Below are 14097 nucleotides of genomic sequence, written 5' to 3'. Positions count from 1 at the left end.
TGCCTGAGTGGTGCTGCCGCAATTCTCATCGATCGTAGGTTGGCTTGGAGCAAAAAATAAGAGGACTTAAGCCATGACGTCCTGCCAGATCGTCTGACCTAAGCCCTCTTGGGTGGATGGCAGCGGTTAGTCGACTTGGGCCGCGCTTGCCTCAGCCGATTCCGCCGGAGTGACCGGGAAGATGGTGTTGATGCTGGCGAAGAACGCATAGATGCCAAAAACAATCACGATCAGGCCGATGCCCAGCGGCTTCGCTAAAGGCCAACTGGTCATATCAACCGCACCCGCATCTTTTTGTTCGTAGGGGGTTTCCCGAGGAGCGATTTGCGCCATCAGTAGTTGGAAACCAACCAGCAAGGCAAACATAAGTCCCAGGAAGTGGAAGTCGTAGAACGGCTGGTTCAGGTCGAGTGCCGCGTCCTTGGTCATTGGCTGAATGACAAAGTAGAAGACAGCGATCGCAATAAACCCGAAGATCAAAGCGGCATCAGCGGCAATCTTAGGGGCCCGCTTCGAGAGCATGCCGACGAGAACCACCGAGAAGATCGGGATGAAGTACAGTCCGTTCATCTTTTGGAGATAACCAAAGATACTGTCTTGCCCGACAAGTAGCGGAGCGATCGTCATCGAGACGATGGCCAGGATCGTACCGAAGACTTTACCGGCGTGAATAACGCGTTCATCGGTCGCAGTGGGGTGCAGCATTTGTTTGTAGACACCCAAGCTGAATAGCGTGGCTGTGCTATTGAGTGCCGAGTTGAACGAACTGAGAATAGCCCCAACCATCACGGCCGCAAAGAAGCCAGCCAGCCAGGTTGGCAGAACGTTGCTGACCAGCGTTCCGTAGGCCTTGTCATTGGCGATCGTGTCACCGTAAAGATGAAATGCGATCAAGCCGGGGATCACGAGAATCAGCGGAGCAAGGATCTTCAGGACGCCTGCCAATAGAACGCCCTTCTGCCCTTCTTTCAGACTGCTGGCACCGAACGTTCGTTGAATGATCTGTTGGTTCGTGCACCAGTAAAACAAGTTCAACAGCAAAACGCCGGTAAAGAGGGTGGAAACAGGGACCGAAGATTCGGGGCCGCCCAGCGAGTTGAACTTCTCAGGGTTGGCTTTGTACAGTTCTTCAACGGCTCCGAAAATGCTTTCGCTGTTGATCGCGTTGAGCCCGAAAAACAGGATCAGGAAACCGCCCACCAGCAAGCCGAAGCCGTTGAGCGTATCGGAAACGGCAACCGTTCGCAGACCACCGAAAATCGCGTAGAGCGAACCGATGATACCGATCAGCCAGACGGCTCCCCAGAGGATCGCGTAATCTGCCGTTCCCATCGCGTCCGCCGGTGCACTTGCGGCAACCTCTGCGCTCTCGATTCCCAGCAACCCTTTAACGTCCAGGATTCCAGTCAGGCCTGTTGCCCCGGTGTAAAGAATGATCGGGAGCAAAATACCAGCGTAGGCAACGATGAAAATGAGTGAAGTGATCGCTCGAGTTGAATCGCCAAAGCGTTCTTCCAGGAATTCAGGGACGGTTGCAATTCCGCTCTTAAGATAGCGTGGCAGAAAGTACAGCGCCATCACCACCAGGGAGGCACCAGCCAAGACTTCCCATGCCATCACGCAGATACCGTCTCGGAATGCGGCCCCGTTCAATCCAACCAACTGTTCGGTCGACAGGTTGGTCAACATGAGTGAGCCGGCAATATAACCCCCTGTCAGCGTTCGGCCTGCCAAAAAGTAGCCTGCCGAAGAATCGTGGTCGTCCTTTCGGGTTAGCAGCCAGGTGATAAAACCCACCAGTGCCGTGAAGAAGATGAACGAACCGAGAATGATAGCCGTTTCAAGCATGGGGCTGCCTGTGATTATTTGCGGGGGCATGATGAGTGAGGAAACCGTTGAGGTTAACCCGTACGCGACTCAACGCAATGAGAAAAGTGCAATGAGTGTTGAGAAATTTTGCGATATTGAAACGCCTGATGCAATCCCGCCATGGGGATCGCTATTCAGGTCGATTTGCCAAGGATGACAGGCCGAAGGCAAATTCCGTGATGGGTTGGAAGCCAATCGGATTCAGAATTCTTTCCGTTTTACCCAATCAACCATATCCAACTTGGCCGATGAATTCTAAAGAGACCCGCTTTCGTCGATATTCGGCAAACCACAGAGAACGTGGATGCGTTCTGCCTAAAATAAGTGTAGGCACAGAACTTTTTGCGAGAGGCGAATTATGTTTTTCATTGTTTCCATTCTGCAACAACAGCGGAAGCAGAAATAGCGATCGATTCTGATCAGCTAATTACCTTCGGTTAGTCCGTTATCGGTCTTAAACCTGGGCAAGGTCGAAGGGCTTTCCCCAGCCGGAACCAGACGGAGTTCGCTGACAACGAACTTCCCAATGAGCGGAAGTCCAACCATCTCGATCTCGACCTGATAGGTTTTCGGGGCGTCGAGCGTTATCTCTCCCAGGCTCGTTGTCGTCAGCGATTGATCGTTTTCGCTGAGTTGAATCTGGTCTTCTACAAAGTGGTTTTCCCCTACATTAACACGCATTCGTGCTTCCTGCGTGGGGCCTGTGCAAATCGCATCGATTTCGATCTGGTAGGTACCAGGCGCAGAAAGTTGGATTTGCCAGAGGGCCCGTTGGTCTCGAGTCTTGAAGCCGGCAATCTGGTCCCATTCATCAAGATCGAGGCCTTCTCCTTGTAATTTCGCCGTCAGGGGTGACAGGCGGACGGAGCCATCCGAATCTTGGTAGACCGCTGGCGGAAGTGTCTGGGGAGCAGGATTGGGTGAATCTATGTTGGTCTCAGGATCGATCGACGCGGATCTAATTGCGTTTGATTGCGGCGGTGTGTTTGTTTGCGGGGAGCAACTACAGCCAAGGCAAAGACCAAAGAGTAACAGCGTCAGGTGAAAATTGAGTTTGGACAAGTTGTCAGTTTTCTTCCGTCGAGGGGGATTGGTGGTTAGAATGAGGCAGCGAAGGCTTTTCTGTATTTGTCCCTGGAAAGACTGTGTGTGGCTTCGACTCGTCCATCATACCGTTTGGAAGATATTCTCGCCCTCAATGCCGAGATAATATCGCTATCACGAGTCGAATTGCCTCTTGATCCCCATTTGGGACGGATGAGTAAAGACCTTACGGGACGTCTTCGTCGATTAGGTGAAGACCTCTCTGAGCGTCTTGCTGCCGGGCAGTCACTGGAAGATGCGATCGGAGAATTGGGTACCGGTTTTCCGCCCATGTATCGCGCGGTGGTGACAGCCGGGGTTCGCAGTGGACGATTGACGTCGGCCTTGGAGGATATCGCTGCAACTGCCAGACGCGTCCAAAAGATGCGAATCTCATACCTCACCGCCTCGGTTTACCCGGCGATTTTGTTGATCCTCGCTGGCATCTTCGGAATGACCGTCGGGATGGAGCAGTTGCGGATGATGCGTGAGATCTGCGTCGATTCGTTTGTACCCGAGACGTCTGTCGTTATTCGCTCGATCGATTTCTTCGCCTCGCTCAAGCCGCTATTCATCGCATTGATTCCCCTGGGGGGATTGATGTTGTTTTGCATCACACTGCTACAAGTCTGGCCATCCTTTTTGTTTTTGGGAGATGGCTTCGTAACGTGGCTGCTTCCTGGGGCAAAGAAAGCGGCTCGGAATTGTCAGTGGGCGATGGTGTTCGACCTAATGGGATTATTGATTCGTCATAGGTGTCCATTGCCTGAAGCGGTGAGGTTGGCGACCGCAGCGACATGTAATCGTCGACTGACGGCGAGCGGTCGTCAGTGGGCCGATCGTATCGAGATGGGAGACCTGAAATCAGCACCTCCCGAATTGAACCCCTTGAGTCGATGGCTTCTCGCATCGCAGCTAGAGCCGGATGCGTTAGCGGACAGCTTGGCACACACAGGCGAACGCTACTACTCCAAGGCTCGGCGACAGAGCCTCTGGATTCAAAACCAGCTTCCCATTTATTCCACACTTGTGATTGGCGGCTTTGTCGTTGTGCTTTATTCGTTGATGCTTTTCGTTCCCTGGATTGGAATTCTGCGCTACGTATTGGTCCTTCCTGCTTAGCCCCGTTGTTTCCGCGTTTCGTTCATGCAGTCCCCCTTCAGTTCTTCGAACCATGAATCTGAGTTAGATCGCCCTCTGGTCGACAGTGCGGAGACCGTGGACGGTTCGAAAGCGGAGCGTCAGATCACACCGACCCCCATTTCACTTACTCCGGCCGAGTCGGCCGAACTTCTCCGCTGCATTAGCGAGCTTTCCGCATCAGGCATGCCTCTGGATGCCGGACTGGAAGCATTTGCGGAGGAGGTTTCGCAGCGAAAGCTCAAGCTGGCATTCCGGCAACTAGCAAAAGAGATTCGCGCCGGTGGGAACCCGTTAGTCGATCACGATCTGAGTTTCGTACAGCTTCCCAAGTATCACCAAAGTGTGTTGGTGGCCGGCATTCAATCGAATCGACTCGGCGAGACGCTCTACGAGTTACTGGAAGAAGAAAACTGGAGGAATGAATACTGGCGCGATTTATGGGCTGCGCTTTCATACCCATTGCTGTTGGCTACAGTAACGCTGTTGATCGTCGACTTTTTGAACGTGTTCATTATGCCGATGATTCAAACCCAGTTTCTTTCTATCTACGAAGAATTTGAACTGGATTTGCCTTTCGATCCCGATATCTTTCGAGCCCCGATAATATCGTGGACCAGTTTCTTTCTACTTGGCGGCGTGGGTGTTTTCCTGATTCCGGCATTCCTGACACCGGCCCAGACTTCTTTGCTGAAACGAAGTGTGCCGGTGGTTGGAAAAATCTTCTGGTGGTACGAATCGCTTGACTTGATCATCAAACTGCGGCTTGTGGTGGCGCAGAACATCCCAATACCTGCCGCACTGCGACTCTTGGAGGACGCAGTTGCCAGCCGTCGCTATGCGGAGTTATTACCCGTTTGGGCGGAGAAAATGGAGCAAGGCAAGCAATTAGGGGAGGTTTGGCAGGTTTCTCCCGATATTCCTCCTTCGATTCTTCCCTTGGTGCGTTGGGGGGAAACGCACAATTCTCTTGCGGAAGCATTGGAGAGCGCCGAACGGCTTTTGAAAGAGAGACTTGCACTTCGGCGAGAATTAATCCGCAAGATTGGACCGCCAGTGATCACTATCCTTGTGTTGGGAGCTTTGTTTTGGGCGGCTATTCGTCTTGTTGTATTGGTTTCCCCTTTGATTGACTTGATAGAGGCGTTGAGCTGAGCCAATGGACTTTCTCTACCACCTGCAGAACCTCTGGATGGCCGTCCTTCTGGGCGTTGTTCTGCTCGTTCTGTCAAATCAGTGGGACAGCACAACCCATGAGGATTCCTCCTTGCTGAGACGTTCGCTTCGTCTGATCGCTTGGATGGTTATCTGTATTGGCGGGATCGGTTGGTGGATTGGTGTTTCCGGTTTTGTCGCTGTCGTTTTGATTCCTGTCGTTTGTTTTGTCCTCTTCGGCATCGGCATGCAGCGTTATCGCGTAATGGAAAACCGCAGCTTGGTTTCGATTGTGATTGCCGGAATCGAGAAAGGCATTCCTCCCGTTGCCAGCGCGGTCGCGTATCGGCAGGAATCGACGGGACTCCAGGAACGAAGAGCCGATCGGTTTGCCAAGGCGCTTGGTGCCGGCATGACCCTGGTCGATGCGGCCCGGGTTGCTCGCGTTTTTCTTCCTGCCGAAACGGTCATGATGCTTGAGCTTGGACGGACGATGGGTAACGTCGAAGTGATCAATAAGCAGTCCAAGGAGTTTGTGCGGGACGATACGACCAACTACGGCAATCTCGACCTGATCCTTGGTGGCCTGATTACGGTGGTAATGGTCGGTTTTTTTCAGCTGGCGCTGCTGACGTTTACAGAGATCAAAATTAAACCTGTGCTGGCGATGATTATCGACGATTTTGATATGGGGGGCAGCGGCTTTCCGGCACTGTGGGCTTGGAGCGAAAGGTCGACGGATATCATTTTGTGGTGCTTGTATTTCATTATTCCCATTGCTTTTTTGCTGTTCGTACTGATGGTGATGGTGCAGTGTGGCGTGTTTAGCGAACTGCCTTGGGGGTTGCGGTGGGTACACGGTCCCTTGAACGAATGTCGATTTTTAAACGTGCTGTCGGTGGTGGTTGCGGCGGACCTGCCGGTGCAAAGTTCCCTGGAGGTCGTGCAGGCCAGATTTCCGGCCGGAAGAATCCGCCAGGTGGCTCGGCACGTATGCAAAGAGATGAAGGCAGGATCCGACTGGATTGAATCGCTTCGCAAAGAGGGGATTTTGAATCGCGGCGAGGCGGCTTTGGCCAGTTCGGCACAGGACGCCGGTAACCTGGCTTGGGCACTCAAAGAGATTTCGATTGGCAAACGCCGGCGTCATTTGCAACGCATGGCACCGGCCATGAAAATAGCATTGCCGATTCTCGTCATGCTGGCCGCGCTGCCGGTGTTGTTTTCCGCGATTGGGATATTTCTTCCCATTATTAATCTCGTAACTAACTTGTCCGTTTACTAACCGACGAGCCAATGATGTATCGAAATACCAGCAAACACGGACTTTCAGTTATCGAATGCGTTGTTGCGCTTTCCGTATTGGCAGCCATGTTGTCCGTGGTGCTATCTATACAGGTTGTCCAGTCGGCTCGAATTGGGCTTTCCAAGCAAAAGCTTGCCGCAGAGCAAACGTTGAGTAACCTTGCCCAGCGTATCGTTGCGGCTGACGATGCCGAATTGAGTGAAGAGATGATTGCTGGTTGGGCTCGGCAGTTGGAGCAGCAGCAAGGCTTGCCTCAACCCGTGATTCAAGTCGATACGGAAGTGGTCTCCCAGCCAGCCGTTGGAAGACGAATTGTTCTTACGTGGAAAGCAAAGTCTCCGTATTTTCCGGAGTATTCTTTGGTCGCCTGGCGGTTCAAGCAGGTGCCTGGGGAAGTCGCGGAGGAACAACCATGAGATCGCGACGCGTTAGGGGAACGAGCCTGATTGAAACACTCGTGGTGATTGCTGTCGGTGGAATTATCGCCACGCTGGCAATCAAGCTTCTGCATCAAAGCCATTTGAATGCTCGCCAGGCCCAGGATTGGCTTGAGCTGCAGACAGGAGTCACACGATTAGAAACCCAGCTTCGCCAGGATTTGCGGGAAGCTGTTGAAGTCAAGCTGCCAGATGATCAGACACTGGTCATTCAACAGCAGGGCTCGTTGGTTTCTTATACGAACAAGATCGGCCTGGTCGAGCGAGCAGCAAAATCCCAAGACTCCGACCATGTGCAACGGGAAGGGTTTCGAATACCGAAAACCCGCGTCGTTATTTCACAAGACGAACCCCAGCAGGTGCGTGTGTTGATTGAAGCAAATCATGGGCTGCCATCTTCCGAAAAATATGTCATCCAGCAAGCCATCGGGAGGCGACCATGAATCAGCCGCGTTTAGGTAAGCCGAAAGGTTTCATCAGTGTGTTCGTTCTGGTGGCGATGGTTGGGGCTGTGTTGATCGCCATGGCCTCGCTGATGCGGGTCGCGTCGCAGTCACGGCAGACAGCAAATAGCGTTAGTCAACCGCAAGTCGATTTACTATTCGAGGCGGCGCTCGATCTGGCAAAGTCGCGTTTGGCGGCCCAGCCACAATACGACGGCGAAACATGGCAGCTTGATAAAGCAGACAGCAGGCTACGGCAGCCAGCGAATGTCGTCATCAACGTCGAAGCAAACACCGATCCGAAACTTCGTGACCTGGAGGTCATCGTCAATTTGGGAGAGGATCCCTCGGCGACTATTCGTGATCGAAGAACATGGACCATTTCACTCCCTGCGACGGAGCAAAGCAAATGAACGCGAGAACATTCCGCGGATTTACGTTGGTCGAATTGTTGGTGGTTATTGCCATTATCGGCGTATTGATCGCCTTGTTACTTCCTGCCGTGCAACAGGCACGCGAGGCCGCGCGGCGGATGCAATGCATGAATCATCTTGCCCAGTTGGTTCTGGCTTTGCATAACTACGAGTCTGCCAATCAGCATTTTCCCGCCGGCACCATTAACGATACGAGCCCTATCCGAAACGTTCCCAAAGGGTACCATCACAATTGGATTTCGGCGACGTTGCCCTATCTGGGAGACACAACGACTTACGATCATATCGACTTCAGTAAAGGCGTTTACGATAAGGCGCAAAATGGCCCGCGAGCTTTGAGCTTGGAAATGCTAGAGTGCCCTTCCAGCCCTGTGAATCGAGTGAACAACCGAGTCGGGGCCTCTCACTATGTCGGCATTCACAATCACTGTGAACTGCCGATTAGTGAATCGAATACAGGGGCGTTCATTTTGAACAAGCCTCTTTCGGCGGCAGACTTCCAAGATGGAATTGCCTTCACTCTATTCTTGGCCGAGGCCGATATTACGCCGACCAGCAATTTAGGATGGATGAGCGGTACGAGGGCAACTCTGCGTAATACGGGCGTTTCGCCAAAAAATGGCCCTGCGACTCCATTGCCTAATGTTTACACAGATCCCGAGTGGTTGAACACGCTTGAGTTGCAGCCTATTGAAGCTTTTGACAATGCCCCAACGTTGCCAGAGGATGAGGCAGGCGAAGGGAAAGCCACAGAAGGAGAGCAAGAGGCGAAGAACATGACGGAAGCCGATTTCATGGATTTCGAGGGGAAGAATGTTCCGCTCTTTCAAGCAAAGGTTTTCGGCGTGATTCCCAATGATCCAACACTTTATGTCGGAGGCATTGGCAGCTACCATCCTGGTGGAGTCAACACGGCTTTCGGCGACGGTAGTGTCCGTTTCATATCGGAAACCATTGGACCAGTCCCGTTTCATCAGATGGGGCATCGTTCCGACGGACAATTGCGAGTGAGTGATTACTAAACGGAAATCGTCATGTTAAAAGGCCAATCCTTTCCACTGATCTTTTTGATGTTGCTAGTCGCGTTCTCCGCGATTCTGGCTCGTATCGCTATGCCGATCGTGCAGTCGTTTCAGACGCACGATGTTTATGGCTCAGCCGTGGCAACGGATCAGTGGATTTCGTGGAGCGCGGCAATGGTGTTTACCGGTGCCGTCGTCGGTTTTTTTATTGGTTGGATTCGAGAATACTTTTGGCCGGGGGCTGTGGTCGGTTTTGTGCTCGGAAGTGTAATTGGTGCGGTTTGCACGCCATTTCTTGGTGTTCCTGCAGCGCTCACTGCCTTATGTGATTTGACTTGGATCTTCATCTCGTTGATTTTGCTGACATTCGGGACCATACTGATTGAACGCCGCTGCGGTAACCCGCAGGGCGGCGACCAATACGTAAAGACACTCCAGGAGAATCCCGAGCAATCGTGATCGAAGTTTGCCAGGGATGACGGTCACGTGATAGTCAGCAGGGGAACAGGATGGTCAGCAATATCAGTCGCGTTCTTTTGGTCGAAGATAATCCGGCCCATGCGAAACTGATGCTGAGGACTCTCCGCGAGTTTGGCGAATCGCTGGCCATCGATCACGTCTCCGATGGCGAAGCCGCCCTGGCCTATCTGTATCAGACCGGTCAATTCGCACACAAGAAAAAGCTGCCTCACTTAGTCTTGCTTGATTTGAGAATCCCTAAGTTCGACGGTTTGACGGTGCTAAGCCGGCTCAAGCAAGATCCGAATCTGAAACAAATTCCGGTTGTCATTCTCACTACCTCGGACGCCGATGCCGATGTCCGTGGAGCTACGGATAGGTTTGCTAACAGCTATCTGGTAAAACCAATTGAATACTTGCAGTTCGTCAAGTTGATGCGTTCGGTTGGCGCTTATTGGACCGAGTTGAATCACATGCCTTCCTCTTAGAGGTGCGTTCCAGGTTCATTGCCATTGCCGAAGCCATTAAGCAGTGCTTGTCCCCTGAATTATCTGCGGAATAGCCATGGTTGGTAAGTTGCGTTTGTTGATTGTTGAAGACGATCCCGCACACGCGAGACTTATCATGCGTGGCTTTCGTTCCGAGATAGACGACTTTGAGCTAACGACACAGTTCTCGCTCGAGGATGCGCGCCAAAGCATCGAACAGGCGGTTCCCGATCTCGTGATTGTCGATCTCTCGCTGCCTGACGGGTTAGGGGCTGATCTGATCGAACCGCAAGGCAAAGCAGGCCGATACCCGGTCATGATCATTACCAGCCAAGGTGATGAACAAACGGCTGTCGACGTGTTGAAACGCGGTGCGATTGACTATGTCGTCAAGTCCGAAACAGGTTTCGCGGAATTGCCGCGGCTGGCCAAGCGATCGATTCGAGAGTGGCGTCTTCAACGTGAGAAGATGGAAGCGGAGGAAGCGCTTCGTAATAGCGAACAGCGTTATCGTGCCCTGATCGATCACTCTCCGACATCCATCGTCGTGGCATGTGAAGGGAAAATTGTTCTCGCCAACGGAATGGCCCAGACGTGCTTGCGGGCCAATTCCACGGCTGAAGTTGTAGGAAAGTCGATCGGTACCTTTGACATACCGGACAACGCGGCTCTAGGCCGAGCCGATGGAAGAGATGTTGATGCGCGTTCACCAACGCAATTGAACGAATATGTCTTGCGACGAGTTGACGGAACGCTGCTCGATGTCGAACTGATGACGACCGCTGTCGATTACTACGGCCAGAATGCGACGCAATATGTTTTTCAAGACATTACCCTGCGTAAGGCAGCCGAAACGGAAATGCGTATTCGCGACCGGGCCATCGCTTCAGCCGGTGACGGGATCTTTATCGTTCAGCTTTCGCAGGGTGAAATCAAAGTCGTCGACTGCAATCAGGCCTTTCTCGAGATCGTTGGTTGCGATCGCGAGTTGGTAGGGCAAGTAGGGTTGAATGTGATTCGCTGTGACTCGCGATACGATGCCAGATTACGTTTGATAATCACCGGAATCCAAACCAGGCAGTCCGTTCGAGATACCATCCGAATCAATGCCGAGGATGACGCGTTCCGCTGGGTTGAGATCTCGATTTCGCCGGTTCAAGTATCGGAAAGCCAGAACTCGCACGTGGTAGGTGTCGTTCATGACATCACCGAGAAAGTCAATGCAGAGGAGGAGATCCGCCGACATAACGCGGAACTTGCCCACTTCCTGCGGCTAACGGCCATGGGAGAACTGGTCGCGGGGCTTGCTCACGAGGTGAATCAACCGCTCTACGCGATTTCGAACTATGCCGGAACGTGCGAAAACCTCCTGAAATCGCCAGACGGAATCGATAAGTCGAGTCTCCAGCAGTGTGTTTTACGAATTGGCCAGCAAGCTCGACGTGCTGCCGAGATTATTCGCCGCCTAAGAAATTTCGTCAGCCGCACGGCTCCCAAAGCCGAATCGGCCGAGATCAAAGACTTGCTGGGGGACTCGATCGCGCTTCTGACACCACTGTTGGAAGAAAAGGCAATTGAGATTTCTCTGGAAATAGAACCTTCGACCCCTAGTGTATTTGTCGATAGAATTCAAATAGAACAGGTCTTGATCAATTTGATCACCAATGCGATTGATGCGATTGACGACAATAATGCCGAACGTATCATCGAGATTAAGACAAGCCTTGTTGAGACCAAGCATGAACCAATGGTTCAGGTTTCGGTACGTGACTATGGTGTCGGTCTTCCTCCCGGCTTCGACGTGTTCGAGGCTTTTCAATCGACTAAGGAAAAAGGGATGGGGATGGGCTTATCCATTAGTCGTACAATTGTCGAGTCGCATGGGGGCAAGATTTGGGTTGAATCCGGCTCTGCCCGCGGTACGATCTTTTTCTTCACGCTTCCAACTTCCCTCCAACAGGTAACTGGCTATGCCGACGAATCCGACCGTGTTTGTCATTGACGATGACCCTGCGGCACGTGAATCGATTGGGATGCTCATACGTTCGCTTGGACTTAAAGTCGAAACGTTTGCATCTGCTGAACAGTATCTGCAAACGTTCGACGCAAACCGCCCCGGTTGCGTTGTTACCGACATGCGCATGTTGGGGCTCAGCGGTTTAGAACTGCAAGAGCAATTAGTCGAGATGGGAGAGCGGATTCCGGTTATCCTGATTTCGGCTCATGCAAACATGCAGATTGCCGTTAAAGCAATGCGCAATGGCGCGATCACTTTTCTGGAGAAGCCCTGCCAGCAGCAGGAAATCATCGACGCGGTGAACGAAGCGATCGCTTTGGATTCGCGTTGGCGACAAGAGTCGAGAGAGTCGACTGAGGCCAAAGAGAACTACGAAAAGTTGAATGCCGGTGAGCGCGATGTCATGAAGTTGATGATGATCGGCAAGGCAAACAAAGTGATCGCCAATCGCCTGGACGTCAGTCTTCGAACGGTCGAGGCGCGGCGGCATAACGTCTTCAAGAAGATGAACGTCGATAATATTCCAGATTTGACCAGGCTGGCAATGAAGATTGACGAGCTTCGCGCTGAGATCGAATCGAATGCGGACACAGCCGACGATCCGGAAGAAGAGTAAATGTCAGAAGTGACGCTTTAATCTCGGGGCTGGCCTAGAACCAAAGCTCCCACGCTCAGCGTAACGATGATCGGCAGAAGCGTCATCGGATAAAGCGGTGGCTTCGGCTCTTGATAGAGATAGTCTTTTGTTACGAGCCAGCTCTCGGCACGTAGCCATCCTTGGTTGGTTCGTCGCCAGACGACCGTCACTTCCTGCTGGGCAGCTGGGCCAGGCGTAGGCAGAACCATGGATGTTGCAATCCAGATTGCCCCAAGCACCAGAAAAAACCAGAGAATCATGCGAATCACGGGAAGTTCGTTTCTGCAAAATCAGGAGAAGGATGAAGTTGTCCCTTTTCTGTTTTGCAGGGGATGTGCCGCAGACTTTCGATTCGCTAGGTGGTGTTTCTAATTCCTTTGCCGTTAGGTGGTTACGGTATGCGGCGGTTTGCCGGAACCAGTCGTTTTGTGGTGTTCTCGCCACATGGGATCGTCGCTGGATGTTGCTTTATGGAAACACGATGCGTCATTGATACCGACGGATTTCCATGAAAGCTCAATCTTCCCGAATCGAAAGTTGCCCCGAGGTGTGCCGTGACCTATTTATTTCACGTGCGGTCTGCATTCAAACAGAGCGACCGGGGGAACTTTTCGCTTCCAGAAATGACGGGATGAGAATCACGATGACTCAAAATACTTCTCTGAAAGACCTGCTGGCCGGGGCCCAATTGCCAGCTTTGCCGCAAAGTGCTATTCGCCTTCTCGAACTCGCTCAAGACCCAGAGAACGGCCCAGCGGAATTTGCAGTACCGATTGAGGCTGATCCAGGACTGACTGGACAGGTATTGCGATTCGTAAATTCGTCCTATTTCGGATTCTCGCGGGAAATTTCCAACGTCAAGCTTGCCATTACTCTCGTTGGAATTCGCACGATCAAGAATTTCGCACTTTGGAGTGCCGTCTTCAGTTTGATGCCCAACCCAAAGAGTGGGCCATTTGATCTCAAGAGCCTGTGGCAAGATTCTCTCCGCCGAGGTTTGTTTGCCCGAGCTGTTGGCAAGCATCTAGGTTTGAAAGACGCCGAAGACCTGTTTGCCGCCGCATTGCTACAAGACATGGCCGTGCCACTGCTGGCGAAAGAACTCGGTGATAAGTACCGGTCACTGATTGAAGGCCGAGGCGAAGGAGAAGCACGTATTTCCGACCTGGAACGAGAAACGTTCGGTTGGACCCATGCAGAGGCAGGCGGTGTCATCGCTCGCGGTTGGAGCTTGCCAGAAGCTTTCGCTGAGTTGATTGAATCGCATCTGGATTTGGAAGAGTACGTGGCCGCACCTGAAAAAGACCCCGGCCGTGTCGCCGTTGCCCTCTCGGCGTTGTTGCCGGCAACCGCTGATGAGTCGTGGAAGGAATTGGAACGCTTTCAGTCGGCTTACGAGAAAGTCATGAAGGGCGGTCCGTCGATCTCTGAAACCCTGGAAAAGGTCGATGCCGATTACGAAGAGTTCGCTCCGGTTCTCAAGCTGGCCAACCCGTCGGTCACGCTTGTCGAACTGTACAATCAAAGCCTGCAAAAGGCCGCGACCTAAGCATCGCACAATGACTTAGTTTCATTTCTGGTCGCCCCCGATCCAGTAAGTACCTAGG

15 protein-coding genes are annotated in these 14097 nt (G+C 52.5%); 12 read left to right on the top strand and 3 right to left on the bottom strand.

Annotation, left to right across the window (positions count from 1 at the left end):
* Positions 1-126: 126 nt before the first annotated feature.
* Complete coding sequence (locus tag C5Y96_RS08950; RefSeq protein WP_105352215.1) at positions 127-1848, bottom strand: solute:sodium symporter family transporter; 1722 nt, start codon at positions 1846-1848, stop codon at positions 127-129.
* Positions 1849-2292: 444 nt separating this feature from the next.
* Positions 2293-2550 (bottom strand): hypothetical protein, encoded by a 258-nt coding sequence (locus C5Y96_RS27305; RefSeq protein WP_158261149.1) that lies wholly within the window; start codon positions 2548-2550, stop codon positions 2293-2295.
* Between the two features lie 468 nt (positions 2551-3018).
* Here C5Y96_RS27305 and C5Y96_RS08935 point away from each other — a divergent pair, with 468 nt between their 5' ends.
* The 11 genes from C5Y96_RS08935 to C5Y96_RS08885 all read left to right on the top strand — a co-directional run bounded on the left by C5Y96_RS08935 (position 3019) and on the right by C5Y96_RS08885 (position 12469).
* Positions 3019-4074, top strand: a complete 1056-nt coding sequence (locus C5Y96_RS08935) for a type II secretion system F family protein (RefSeq protein ID WP_261341385.1) — start codon at positions 3019-3021, stop codon at positions 4072-4074.
* Between the two features lie 24 nt (positions 4075-4098).
* A complete protein-coding gene (locus C5Y96_RS08930) occupies positions 4099-5247 on the top strand; it encodes a type II secretion system F family protein (RefSeq protein ID WP_105352206.1) in 1149 nt (382 codons plus the stop codon).
* Between the two features lie 292 nt (positions 5248-5539).
* Entirely contained in the window at positions 5540-6532 is a 993-nt protein-coding gene (locus C5Y96_RS08925) for a type II secretion system F family protein (protein ID WP_158261146.1), read from the top strand.
* Between the two features lie 11 nt (positions 6533-6543).
* Complete coding sequence (locus tag C5Y96_RS08920) at positions 6544-6969, top strand: hypothetical protein (protein WP_146115581.1); 426 nt, start codon at positions 6544-6546, stop codon at positions 6967-6969.
* Positions 6966-7433 (top strand): type II secretion system protein J, encoded by a 468-nt coding sequence (locus C5Y96_RS08915; protein ID WP_105352198.1) that lies wholly within the window; start codon positions 6966-6968, stop codon positions 7431-7433. Before C5Y96_RS08920 ends, C5Y96_RS08915 begins: the two co-directional genes overlap by 4 nt.
* The gene (locus C5Y96_RS08910) at positions 7430-7846 is read left to right on the top strand and encodes a hypothetical protein (RefSeq protein WP_105352196.1); all 417 of its coding nucleotides are present in this window, start codon (positions 7430-7432) and stop codon (positions 7844-7846) included. Before C5Y96_RS08915 ends, C5Y96_RS08910 begins: the two co-directional genes overlap by 4 nt.
* Entirely contained in the window at positions 7843-8889 is a 1047-nt protein-coding gene (locus tag C5Y96_RS08905) for a DUF1559 domain-containing protein (protein ID WP_105352193.1), read from the top strand. Before C5Y96_RS08910 ends, C5Y96_RS08905 begins: the two co-directional genes overlap by 4 nt.
* Positions 8890-8901: 12 nt before the next feature.
* Positions 8902-9348: a hypothetical protein gene (locus C5Y96_RS08900; protein WP_105352191.1), complete on the top strand. Its 447-nt coding sequence runs from the start codon at positions 8902-8904 to the stop codon at positions 9346-9348.
* Between the two features lie 50 nt (positions 9349-9398).
* Positions 9399-9836, top strand: a complete 438-nt coding sequence (locus C5Y96_RS08895) for a response regulator (RefSeq protein WP_105352188.1) — start codon at positions 9399-9401, stop codon at positions 9834-9836.
* A 76-nt stretch (positions 9837-9912) separates the two neighbouring features.
* Complete coding sequence (locus C5Y96_RS08890) at positions 9913-11838, top strand: PAS domain S-box protein (RefSeq protein ID WP_105352186.1); 1926 nt, start codon at positions 9913-9915, stop codon at positions 11836-11838.
* A complete protein-coding gene (locus tag C5Y96_RS08885; RefSeq protein ID WP_105352184.1) occupies positions 11807-12469 on the top strand; it encodes a response regulator transcription factor in 663 nt (220 codons plus the stop codon). The genes C5Y96_RS08890 and C5Y96_RS08885 overlap by 32 nt, the downstream gene beginning before the upstream one ends.
* A gap of 17 nt (positions 12470-12486) precedes the next feature.
* On the opposite strand, the gene C5Y96_RS08880 is transcribed toward C5Y96_RS08885, so the two are convergent.
* Positions 12487-12759 (bottom strand): hypothetical protein, encoded by a 273-nt coding sequence (locus C5Y96_RS08880; RefSeq protein WP_105352182.1) that lies wholly within the window; start codon positions 12757-12759, stop codon positions 12487-12489.
* A 374-nt stretch (positions 12760-13133) separates the two neighbouring features.
* Between C5Y96_RS08880 and C5Y96_RS08875 the strand changes: the two genes are divergently transcribed.
* Complete coding sequence (locus C5Y96_RS08875; RefSeq protein ID WP_105352180.1) at positions 13134-14039, top strand: HDOD domain-containing protein; 906 nt, start codon at positions 13134-13136, stop codon at positions 14037-14039.
* The last annotated feature ends 58 nt before the right edge of the window (positions 14040-14097 follow it).

It is taken from the genome of Blastopirellula marina, assembly GCF_002967715.1.
Taxonomy (GTDB): domain Bacteria; phylum Planctomycetota; class Planctomycetia; order Pirellulales; family Pirellulaceae; genus Bremerella; species Bremerella marina_B.
Note: the sequence above shows the minus strand (reverse complement) of the source record. Positions and strands in the feature narration are given on the sequence as shown.